The sequence below is a fragment of the Pseudomonas sp. PA-6-3C genome, from assembly GCF_021605825.1.
GTDB lineage: Bacteria > Pseudomonadota > Gammaproteobacteria > Pseudomonadales > Pseudomonadaceae > Aquipseudomonas > Aquipseudomonas edaphica.
On sequence record NZ_WKDV01000044.1, the window covers coordinates 46,693 to 57,943 of the forward strand.

The 11,251-nt window shown below is 61.5% G+C and carries 9 protein-coding genes; 1 reads left to right on the forward strand and 8 read right to left on the reverse strand.

Annotated elements, in window-relative coordinates:
• Nucleotides 1-18: 18 nt before the first annotated feature.
• The 5 genes from GIW48_RS24465 to GIW48_RS24485 all read right to left on the reverse strand — a co-directional run bounded on the left by GIW48_RS24465 (nucleotide 19) and on the right by GIW48_RS24485 (nucleotide 5,717).
• On the reverse strand, nucleotides 19-702 hold the full coding sequence (locus GIW48_RS24465) for an EboA domain-containing protein (protein ID WP_236460993.1): 684 nt from the start codon (nucleotides 700-702) through the stop codon (nucleotides 19-21).
• Nucleotides 699-1,568, reverse strand: a complete 870-nt coding sequence (locus tag GIW48_RS24470; protein WP_169988391.1) for a UbiA family prenyltransferase — start codon at nucleotides 1,566-1,568, stop codon at nucleotides 699-701. The genes GIW48_RS24465 and GIW48_RS24470 overlap by 4 nt, the downstream gene beginning before the upstream one ends.
• A 5-nt stretch (nucleotides 1,569-1,573) precedes the next feature.
• Complete coding sequence (locus GIW48_RS24475; RefSeq protein ID WP_236460994.1) at nucleotides 1,574-3,439, reverse strand: 3-dehydroquinate synthase; 1,866 nt, start codon at nucleotides 3,437-3,439, stop codon at nucleotides 1,574-1,576.
• A gap of 526 nt (nucleotides 3,440-3,965) precedes the next feature.
• Nucleotides 3,966-4,274 carry a DUF6124 family protein gene (locus GIW48_RS24480; RefSeq protein WP_056861838.1) on the reverse strand — a complete coding sequence of 103 codons (309 nt, stop codon included), beginning with the start codon at nucleotides 4,272-4,274 and terminating at the stop codon, nucleotides 3,966-3,968.
• A 504-nt stretch (nucleotides 4,275-4,778) separates the two neighbouring features.
• On the reverse strand, nucleotides 4,779-5,717 hold the full coding sequence (locus GIW48_RS24485) for a LysR family transcriptional regulator (RefSeq protein WP_017136534.1): 939 nt from the start codon (nucleotides 5,715-5,717) through the stop codon (nucleotides 4,779-4,781).
• 109 nt (nucleotides 5,718-5,826) lie between these two features.
• Between GIW48_RS24485 and GIW48_RS24490 the strand changes: the two genes are divergently transcribed.
• Complete coding sequence (locus tag GIW48_RS24490; protein WP_017136533.1) at nucleotides 5,827-7,326, forward strand: CoA-acylating methylmalonate-semialdehyde dehydrogenase; 1,500 nt, start codon at nucleotides 5,827-5,829, stop codon at nucleotides 7,324-7,326.
• A 64-nt stretch (nucleotides 7,327-7,390) separates the two neighbouring features.
• On the opposite strand, the gene GIW48_RS24495 is transcribed toward GIW48_RS24490, so the two are convergent.
• From GIW48_RS24495 to xylF, 3 genes are read right to left on the reverse strand one after another with little or no spacing between them, the layout of a single operon-like run.
• Entirely contained in the window at nucleotides 7,391-8,527 is a 1,137-nt protein-coding gene (locus GIW48_RS24495) for a sugar ABC transporter permease (RefSeq protein ID WP_236460995.1), read from the reverse strand.
• A complete protein-coding gene (xylG, locus tag GIW48_RS24500; RefSeq protein WP_177034490.1) occupies nucleotides 8,528-10,072 on the reverse strand; it encodes a D-xylose ABC transporter ATP-binding protein in 1,545 nt (514 codons plus the stop codon).
• A 5-nt stretch (nucleotides 10,073-10,077) separates the two neighbouring features.
• Nucleotides 10,078-11,079: a D-xylose ABC transporter substrate-binding protein gene (gene xylF / locus GIW48_RS24505; RefSeq protein WP_017136530.1), complete on the reverse strand. Its 1,002-nt coding sequence runs from the start codon at nucleotides 11,077-11,079 to the stop codon at nucleotides 10,078-10,080.
• Nucleotides 11,080-11,251: the final 172 nt, after the last annotated feature.

Consider the following 11,251-nt stretch of genomic DNA (forward strand, 5'->3'; position numbering starts at 1 on the left):
AAGGGAAGGCGATGTGCATCAGTTCAGGTAGGCGTGCCATTCGGGCGGCAGGCGCAGGCCGCGCAAGCGCTGTAGTTGCGCTGGGCTGAGCAGGTCAAAGGCGATCGCTTTGGGTAAGCCTGGGGATACGGTGCGCGAGGCCGCGAGCTGTTCGTCGAGCAGGTCGAGGGCGAGCTGGTTGAGGGTCACGCTGTGGTGTTGCGCCAGGTTCACCAGGCGCCCGATGTCGAGGCCCATACCGAGCGCCTTGAGCACCAACTGGTGAAAGGCGCGTTCCGGGTAATGACGTGACGGGTAAGCGGTGTCGAGGGCGAGGGCAGCAAATACCTGGGGGTTACTGGTGCGCCCGGCCTGCAACGCGAGTTCCAGGCACATCCCGTCGCGGTCGAGCCAGTCGAAGGCGCTGAGCAGGGCGATTTTTTCCTGGTCATCGCCCCACAGGAACAGTTGGCGCAGCAGCGGCAGGTGATCGTCTGCCGGCGTGTGTTCCAGCGCCTTGGCCACCACCAGTGCCCGGGCTGGCGCGACAACGGCGGCAGGCAACTGGCGTTTGCACTGGCCGCACAGCAGCGCCGCCGTGGAAGCATGCGGTTGTTCTTCAAGCTGTGCATGTGCCTGCAACCACCAATGCAGCTGCGTGGCATCCAGCCGTTGGATGAGGCTCAAGCGAAGGTCGTCGAGGTTATCCGGGCGCATGTTCATGTCGGCTTGATCCAACGCTGAAAGTGGGGAAGCAGGAAAAACACCAGCACACACACCAGGCTGCCCAATGGCTGATTGGCCACCGCCAGCACCAGTGCATCGAACAACGGCAGCGCGGCCAAACCTGCGCCGATAAACGCGCGCACCTGGCGCTGTTGCGGGTGGGCCAGGTGTTTCCAGTAATGCCAGCCCAACCAGCCCAGCCACAGCAGCAATACCGGCCAGAACCACAGGTTGTTGGAGTAGAGCGCCAGGGCCAGCGGGCTGAGCATCAACAGCAGCGGCAGGCGGCTGATCAGTTGGTTGCGGTGCTCCTGGCGGGCCAGGTAGGTCAGGCCGCTGATGTACACGCCAAGCAGAATCGCGCAGAGCCAGATCGGCTCCGGCGGCACCGCCAGGCTGGCGGCGGCGGTGAGGTACAGCGCCGAGCGGCAGGCGCCCATCAGCCACACGCTGTGCGCATATTTTTTGTGCAGCAGGTTGTAGCCGAAGATGCAGCCCACCAGCAACACCACGCCGCCGAGCAACCAATGCGGCGTGTCGATCAAGCGGCTCAGGCCCAGCACCGCCGCTGCCGCGAGTACCAGCAGCAAGGTTGTGGCCAGGCCGACTTGTTGACGGCTGGCAAGTCCCAGGGTAATGGGGCGCGGGTTGTGGTGTTGTTCGTCCCAGTCGGCATCCAGCAGGTCATTCAAGAACATGCCGGCCAGGTACAGCAGCGACAAGGTGGTCAACAGCAGCACCCACACCAGCGAGGAGGGCGGCGCCAAGGCCCCGGCACTGCTGGCGAGCAGGGCGGCGGCCAGGGTGTTGGTCCACACCGTCGGCAGGTTGGACACGCGGCCGAGGGTCATCCAGGTTTTCATCGGGCTCATCGCGCGTAGCCCTCGGTGGCCGCCAGTGCCGGGCTGCTGTGGGCCGCCAGCCGTTGCAGCGCCGTTTGCATTTTTGCGCTGTCGATTGCATGCAGGTCCACCGATTGGCCGATGCAGGTGAGCATGGGGATCGACAGTTGCCCGCCCAAGTGCTGGCGAAATTCCTCCAGGCCGAGCAACAGCGGTGAGCGGCCCTGTGCGTCGGTCACACTCAGTTCCGGCGGGCACAGGTTGAAGCCCAGCGTGTGCAGCAGGCTCATCACCCGCTCAGTTTCGGAATCGCTCAACAGGCCCAGTGCGTTTGCGTAGAGCCCATCCAGGGCCATGCCCACTGCGACGGCTTCACCATGGCGCAGCCGGTGGTGGCTAAGGTTTTCCAGTTTGTGCGCGGCCCAATGCCCATAATCCAGCGGGCGGCCGTTACCGCGCTCGAACGGGTCACCGGCGCCGGTGATATGCCCCAGGTGCAGCTCGGCGCAACGGCGAATCGCGTAGCGGCTGGCCGCGTGGTCGAAGTGGGCGAGGGCGCTGGCATTGGCTTCCATCCACTCGAAGAACGCGGCGTCCTTGATCAGCGCCACTTTCACCGCTTCGGCCAGCCCGGCGATCTGGTCGCGGCGGGTGAGGCTGGTGAGCAGCTGGAAGTCGTTGATCACCGCGTTGGCGGGGTAGAACGCGCCGAGCAGGTTCTTCTGGCCAAAGGCATTGATGCCGTTTTTGACGCCGATACCGGCATCGTTCTGGGCCAGCACTGTGCTGGGGATGCGGATCAGCCGGATGCCCCGGTGGAAGGTCGCGCAGGCGTAACCCACCGAATCCAGCACCGCGCCGCCGCCCAGGGCCAGCACGTAGCAATGCCGGTCCAGGCCGTGTTGCAGCATGTCGCTGTAGAGCTGCTGCAACACCTCTGAGGTTTTACTCAATTCACCGGCCGGTACGGCGATGGGCGCGGCGAGCAACTGCAGATCGGCATGGGCCGCGAAGTAGGCGTCGATCTGGTCGCGCAACGCGGGCGCGCTGTGCAGCAGTTGCTCGTCGGCGAACACCATCACTGTCACCGGGCCGCTGTGCGCTGCGGTGAGTTGCTGGTGCAAGCATGGGTTGTGCGGGTCGAACAGGTGGTCGGTGAAGATCACCGGGTAGTCATAAGCGACCGTGAACCGCCCACGCAGAGGCTGATCCCCACTTGGCTTGCGTTTGAGCAGGCTGTAAATCGCCACAAACCCCAGCGGCAACACCATGCTGGCCAGCACCGTGACCAGCAATGAATTCTGCTCGATCAGGAAGGTGCCGATGGCCGTGTAGGCCAGCGCCAGGCCGGCATTGGCCAAAGTGGTGATCAGCAAAAAGGCCCGCAGCGGGTAGCGCTGCATCCCGGCGGCGACCACCGAGGTTTCCGCCAGCACCGGTACACCGCGCAGGCAAATCAACGACAGCGTGCCCAAGCGGTACGCCAACTGCCCGGGCGAGCGCTGATGCAAGCCAAGGCGGCCGGACAGCAAACGAAAATAACCGGCGCCCAACGCATACCCCAAGCCTGCACCCAGGCACAGACCGATAAAAATCACCAGGTAACCGCCAATGCTGCCGAGCATGGCCACCGCCAGCAACGCCACCATGCTCGACGGCACCGGCAACACCACGTCCAGCGCGAGCAGGGCGACCAGCAGCAGTGCCAGGTTGAACGCCTGGGCAGGCGAGGACGGTTGGTACAGGTTGAGGTGAATCAGGAAGTCTTGGATCTGTTGTTCAAACAACAGAAAGCTGGCAATCACCAGCGCAGAAAAGCACACCAATGACAGCCAAAAATGTTCGGCTGGCGCCTTTTTCGAGCATGCACGATACCACCGGCTGCGCTTCATCAAAGCATCCCTTTTGAGTATTGAGACTTAAGTTCCGTGTCTGTGCTTGCGCCGTTTTTAGAGCAATAAAACCCCTCACCTGGCTGGCAGGTTTTGTGCGTAATGGCTGATGGCTTTCACGGTATTCATGAACTTAGCCGGTTGTGGTTGTTTTGCAAGTTTGTGCGGGCGGGAGTTTGAAAAGGGCGCTTGAGTGGAGCAGGAGTGGCGATGATTATTCAATGTTTACAATTAGTTGTATGGCTTTTTTGTCGATGTCAAGAAGCTGTTGGTGAGGGGCTTTGAAAGTAACAAGTTGATTACATAACGGTGGGGTTTGTTTGGTTAATTATTGCGGCTGGCTATAACAAGTTTATGCGCGCGTAGTTGTCGAGAACTATTCCGTTTAGTGGGTGCGACGATGGTCAATTGTGGGAGCTGGCTTGCCTGCGATAGCGGTGTATAAGTTAGAAAATCAGGTACAGATATACCGCCATCGCAGCGATGCGGCGACCCGACAAGCCAGCTCCCACATTTTTGACCGTGTTTAAGCCATTGCTTTTGCAGGCTTCAGGCACTCGATAGAGCGATCCACCGTGGTGCGGGCCAGCTCAAGCAAATGCCACACCGCCAGAATCTTCGCCCGTTCGGGGCTGGCGAGCATTTCACTGCAATTGAGTGTGGTGGCCGAAGCGCTGTCGAGCAGGCTGGCGGTGTAGAGCAACGCGTCTTCAAAGCTCAGGTCTTCGATCACGCTGTGAACGCCGGGGGTGGGCAGGTAATGGTCGAGGGCGCGGTTGAAGGCGGCGCGGTCTTTGGCGCAATTGCGGGGTGGGTCGGGAACAATTTTCTTCATCGTTTAGTACCTGTCTGGTCAAGGAGCCGACACGCTTCGCGACTAAACGAGGGTGGCGGCTGTACGCAGGTTAGTCGACCGGTCAGAACAGGAACCCGGCGCGCCCGAAGGCGCCCTGCGCACAGCCACCATAAACTTCGGAGGACGATGCGCCTGTTCTGAAACCGGGCGACTAAACCCGATCACTGATGAGCAGTGACGGATCGCAGACTAGCCATCGATTCCAACAGGCACAAGGCGGCAGGGATTGTCTAGGAAACGTCCTGCAATTAAAAGGGACGCGCCTTGCTGGCCCTTTACAAACCATGTCGAAAGGCCACCGACTGATCAGCCACCTGGAGCAGCAGCCACAGATCTAATGTGGGAGCTGGCTTGCCTGCGATAGCGGTATATCTGCACCTAATTTTCTGTCTGATACACCGCTATCGCAGGCAAGCCAGCTCCCACATTTTCTTGACCGCGTTCAAACCATTGCCTCTAAGGGCGCACCTCGCTGGCGCTGCCTCATCCCACAAACCGAAACCCACCCGACAGTTTCTCCTTCAGGTACCCCACCAACGCACTCACCGACTTCGGCACATGGGGCGAATACGGGCGGATCAAGTAAATCTCATCGGCAAACGCGCCCTTGAGTGTCCAGCCCTTGAGCACTTGCACCAACGTGCCGCTGGCCAGCGCCGCCTGTGCGCTGAAGTCCGGGAGCAGGGCGATGCCCAGGTGGTTGAGCGCCGAGTCGCGCAGGGCTTCGCTGTTGTTGGTGGAAAAACTGCCGGCGATGGGCACGGTGACGCGTTCGACTTTTTTGCCGCCGCGCTCGAATGTCCAGGCCGGCTGGTCGGCGCCGCGTGGGTAGTAGAGGCAGTTGTGGGCGCTGAGGTCGTTGGGCTCGCGGGGTTCGCCGTGGCGCTGCAGGTAGTCCTGGGTGGCGACCAGCACCGAGCCGGTGTCGCACAACTTCCAGGCCACGTGGGTTTCTGGCACCTGAAAGCCGTGGCGCACCGCCAGGTCGTAACCTTCGGCTGTCAGTGAACTCAGGGCATCCGACACGTCCAGTTGAATACGCACTTGCGGGTATTGCTGCAGGAATTCCGACAGATGCGGCACCAACTGCTGCCGGGCAAACGCCACCGGCGCGGTGAGGCGCACCAGCCCGCGAATCTCTCCGGCCGAGTCGCGCACCGACGAGAAACTGCGGGCGATATGTTCGTAGGCGCTGCGCACTTCGCGGGTCAACGACAGCCCCGCATCGGTAAGCCGCACACTGCGCGTGGTGCGGGTGACCAGGCGGGTGCCGGTGGCCTTTTCCAGGTCCGAGATGCGCTGGCTGACGGCCGACTTGCTCACCCCCAGACGCGCTGCGGCGGCGGTGTAGGTGCCTTGCTCTTCGAGCACCGACAACCAGTGAATATGGGTCCACAGCCCTTCGATCTCGGATTTTTCCATGGTTCTATTGTTCGCTCACAAGGACAATAAGTTCAGGATTCTGCTCTGGTTTGGAACAAACTGAAAGCCTATCGTGTGCCTCAACGCTACCCACCTGGGATCACCTGCCATGACCAGTACGATCGAGCACTACATCAACGACCAACGCGTGAGCCGCGATGATCGCTATCAGGACGTCTACAACCCAGCCACCGGCGAAATCACCGGCCGCGTGGCGCTGGCCAGCCGCCAGACCGTCGGTGAAGCCGTCGCCGCTGCCCAGGCCGCGTTTGCCAGTTGGGCCGACACGCCGCCGATCCGCCGCGCTCGCGTTTTGTTCGAGTACCTGCACCTGCTGCGTGAACGCAAGGACGACCTGGCGCGCATCATCGTCGCCGAGCACGGCAAAGTCTTTACCGATGCCCAGGGTGAAGTTGACCGTGGCATCGATATTCTGGAATTCGCCTGCGGCATTCCCAACCTGCTCAAGGGCGAGCATTCCGACCAGGTTTCCCGTGGTATGGACAACTGGACGATGCGCCAGCCGCTGGGCGTGGTTGCCGGCGTCACGCCGTTCAACTTCCCGGTGATGGTGCCGATGTGGATGTACCCGATCGCCATTGCGGCCGGCAACACCTTTATCCTCAAGCCAAGCCCGACCGACCCGAGCGCCTCGCTGTTCATGGCCGAACTGCTGCGTGAAGCCGGCCTGCCCAAAGGCGTGTTCAACGTGGTGCAGGGCGACAAGGAATCGGTGGATGCACTGCTCGAACACCCGGACGTCAAGGCCATGAGCTTTGTCGGCTCCACGCCGATTGCGCAATACATCTACGAAACCGGCGCGCGCAACGGCAAGCGCGTACAAGGCCTGGGCGGCGCGAAAAACCACATGGTGGTGATGCCCGACGCCGATATAGAAAAAACCGTGGATGCGCTGATGGGCGCCGCCTACGGCAGTGCCGGCGAGCGCTGCATGGCGATTTCCGTCGCCGTGTTGGTAGGCGATGTGGGTGACAAAGTCATCGCGTCCTTGACCGAGCGTGCCAAGCAATTGCGCATCACCGACGGCCGCGATTTGAAGGCTGAAATGGGTCCGATCGTGTCGCGTGCTGCGCTGGAGCGTATCAGTGGCTACATCGAACAAGGCGTGCAAGCCGGCGCGCAATTGCTGCTCGACGGGCGTGATTACGTGCCAACCGAGGCAGGCTTGGAAAACGGCTTCTGGCTCGGCGCGACCTTGTTCGACCACGTGACCCAAGACATGAGCATCTACCGCGAGGAAATCTTCGGCCCGGTGCTGGCCTGCGTGCGCGTGAATGACTTTGCCGAGGCGATCAAGCTGGTCAACGACCACGAGTTCGGCAACGGCGTCAGCTGCTTCACCCGCGACGGCAACATCGCCCGCGAATTCGCCCGGCGCATCGAAGTGGGCATGGTCGGCATCAACGTGCCGATTCCGGTGCCGATGGCCTGGCACGGCTTTGGTGGCTGGAAGAAGAGTCTGTTTGGCGACATGCATGCCTACGGCACGGAAGGTGTGCGTTTTTACACCAAGCAGAAGTCGATCATGCAGCGCTGGTCGGAGAGCATTGAGCAGGGCGCGGAGTTTGCGATGCCGGTGTCGAAATAACTTAAATACACTGCAGGTCAATGGTGGGAGCTGGCAAGCCAGCTCCCACATTGGCGCGACCCTGTCAGCGGCGCCCCGCCCGCGTACTCACATCCACCCACACCGCCAGCACCAGAATGCTGCCCTTCACAATCATCTGCCAGTAGCTGTCCACGTCCAGCATCGACATGCCGTTATCCAGGCTGGTAATCACCAGCGCGCCGAGCAACGCGCCATACACCGTGCCCGAGCCGCCGCGCATGGAGGTGCCGCCGATAAAACACGCGGCAATCGCATCCAGTTCGCCCATATTGCCCGCCGACGGCGAACCCGCAGCCAGGCGCGCGGTGTTGACCAGGCCGGCGAGGGCGCACATCACGCCCATGATGCCGAAGATCCGCAGTTTTACCGCCTGCACGTTGATGCCCGACAGGCGTGTGGCTTCCATATTGCTGCCCACCGCGTAAACGCGACGGCCGAACACGGTCTGGCTGGTGACGTAGCTGAACACGCCGAGCAGCACCAGCAACAGCAACACCGGCACGGGGATGCCGTCGTAACTGTTGAGGGTGGTGACGAACCCGGCCAGCACTGCGCCGATCACAGCCACGCGCAACAGGTCACGCACCAACGAATGCGCCGCCAGGCCATGCAGCGCGCGATTGCGCCGTTGCTTCCAGGTCAGGAACAGGGTCAAGGCAAATAGCAGCACGCCCAGCCCCACGCCCACTGAATGCGGCAAATACCCCTGGCCCACATACACCAGCGATGGCGACACCGGCGCAATGGTGGTGCCGCCGGTAATGCCGAGCAAAATCCCGCGAAACGCCAACATGCCGCCCAGGCCGACAATGAACGAGGGGATGCGCAGGTAGGCGGTCATGTAGCCGTTGGCCAGGCCGATCATCAAACCGCACAGCGCCACCAGGCTCAGGTTGGCGAGCAGCGGAATGTGGTAGACCACGTCCAGAATCGCCGCCAGCCCGCCCAGTAACCCCAGCAGTGAACCCACCGACAAATCGATCTCGCCGCTGATGATCACCAGCACCATGCCGCACGCCAGGATCCCGGTGATCGACATCTGCCGCAGCAGGTTGGACAGGTTGCGCGGCGTGAGAAAGCCGCCTTCGGTCTGCCAACTGAAAAACACCCAGATGATCGCCACTGCGATCACCAGGGCGAGCATTTTGTAGCGGGTAAAAAGGTGTTTGACCTGGTTCATCTACGCGGTTTTCCCATTCTTATTGTGTTGGCTGAGCGCAGCGGCGAGCACCTGTTCCTGGGTGAGCCCCTGGTTGATGAAGTCTCCACGCAACTGGCCGTCGCCAATCACCAGCACGCGGTTGGAAACCCCCAGCACTTCGGCCAGTTCCGAGGAGACCATGATGATCGATACACCCTCGGCGGCCAGCGCGCCCATCAGTTTGTAGATCTCATACTTGGCGCCCACATCCACGCCGCGCGTGGGCTCGTCGAGGATCAGCACGCGGGGCTTGGCCATGAGCATTTTCGCCAGCACGGCCTTTTGCTGGTTGCCACCGGACAGGCTGGTGATCGGCAAAAACGGGCTGGCGGTCTTGAGGTGCAGGCGCGCGATTTGCTGGTCGATGCTGCCAAGCTCGGCCTCGGCGTCGATGCGGGTCATATGCGCGTAGCGGTCGAGCACCGCCAGGGTGATGTTCTGGCCCACGCCGAAGTCAGGAATGATGCCTTGGCGCTTACGGTCTTCGGGCACCATGCACAGCCCGGCGCGGATCGATTTGAGCGGCGTGCGCGTGTCGATCAGTTGGCCGTCCAGCCACACCTCGGCGCTGTAGCGGCCTGGGTAGGCGCCGAACAAGGCCGACACCAGTTCCGTGCGCCCGGCACCGACCAGCCCGGCAATGCCGAGGATTTCCCCGCGCTTGAGCACGAAAGAAACATCGTCCACGCGTTTGCGCTTGGGGTTGTCGACGTCATAGCAGGTGACGTTGCGCGCCTCGAAAATCACCTCACCGACTGCATGGGGCTCGGTGGGGTAAAGGTTGCTCATCTCGCGGCCGACCATCTGCGTGATGATCTGCGCGATATCCATGTCGGCCATGGCCGTGGTCGCGATGTGCTTGCCATCGCGAATCACTGCGATGGTGTCGCACACGGCCGCCACTTCATCGAGCTTGTGAGAGATGTACACGCAGGCCACGCCCTTGGCCTTGAGGCCTCGGATAATGTCGAGCAGCACCTCGATTTCCGAACGGGTCAGTGCCGAGGAGGGCTCGTCGAGGATCAACAGGCGCGCCTGTTTGTTCAGCGCCTTGGCGATTTCCACCAGTTGCTGGTAACCGCCGCCGTATTGCGACACCGGCAGCGCCACATTAATGTCCGGCACCTTGAGTTCGCGCATCAGCGCTTCGGCGCGCTGCAGCATGGCCGGGTAGTTCATGCGCCCGCCGGGCAGGGTCAATTCGTGGCCCATGAAGATGTTTTCGGCCACCGACAAGTCCGGCACCAGGGTCAGTTCCTGGTGAATGATAACGATGCCGGCGGCCTCGGTTTCGCTGATGGAATGGGCTTTAAGCGGCTGCCCGTCCCAGAGTATTTCCCCTTCCCAGGTGCCATACGGGTAGACCGCCGACAGAACCTTCATCAAGGTGGATTTGCCGGCACCGTTTTCACCGCACAGGCCGACGCATTCCCCCGGCCGTACCTTGATATCGATGCCGTTCAGAGCGTTGACACCGCCAAACGTTTTGACGATGCCGTTCATTTGCAGCAAGTAGTCGGCCATGGCGGTCACTGCCCGGCAATCTGCTCTTTGGTATAGAAACCATCCTTCTCCAGCAGGTCGATATTGGCCTTGGTCAGCGGGGTCGGCGTGAGCAGGATGGTGTCGACTTTTTTGCTGCCATTATCGTATTGCGAGCTGTAGGTAGGTTTTTCATTACGCGCAAGCTGTACCGAGAGCTTGGCGGCTTCGGTGGCGATCAGCTTGAGAGGCTTGTACACGGTCATGGTCTGGGTGCCGTCGATCACGCGCTTGACGGCGGCGAGGTCGGCGTCCTGGCCGGAAATCGGCACCTTGCCTGCCAGTTTCTGCGCGGCCAGGGCCTGGATCGCGCCGCCGGCGGTGGCGTCGTTGGAGGCCACAATGGCATCGATCTTATTGTCGTTTCGGGTCAGGGCGTTTTCGACGATGCTCAGGGCCTCGGTGGGGTTCCATTCCTTGACCCATTGCTGGCCGACAATCTTGATATCGCCCTTGTCGATGGCCGGTTGCAGCACCTTCATCTGGCCTTCGCGCAGCACTTTGGCGTTGTTGTCGGTGGGCGCGCCGCCGAGCAAAAAGTAATTGCCCTTGGGCGCCGCTTGCAGCACGCCGTTGGCCTGCATCTCGCCGACTTTTTCGTTATCGAAGGAGATGTACGCGTCGATGTCGGCGTTGAGAATCAGGCGGTCATAGGACACCACCTTGATCCCGGCCTTCTTGGCTTCGGCGACGGCGTTGGTCAGCACCGTAGCGTTGAACGGCACGATGACGATCACGTCAACACCGCGAGAGATGAGGTTTTCGATCTGCGAGATTTGCTTCTGCTCGTTGGCATCGGCCGACTGCACGAACACCTTGGCATCTAGCTTTTCGGCCGCGGCGACAAAGTAATCGCGGTCGCGGGACCAGCGCTCCAGGCGCAGGTCGTCGATGGAAAAGCCGATTTTCGGGTGGGCCGAGTCGGCCATCACCGGCAGGGCGAGCAGAGCCAGGGCAGTGGCGAGCAGGGTACGTTTGAATGCTTTCATGGTGGTGCGTCCTTTTATTGTTGTTGGAAAGACACTGACTTGATGAATGTACCGTACCTGTGGCGAGCGGGCTTGTGTGGCGAGCGGGCTTGCCCCGCGTTGGGCTGCGAAGCGGCCCTGAAACCAGGCGATGCGGTGTATCTGTTAAAACCGAGTTGCCAGTAACAGGGGC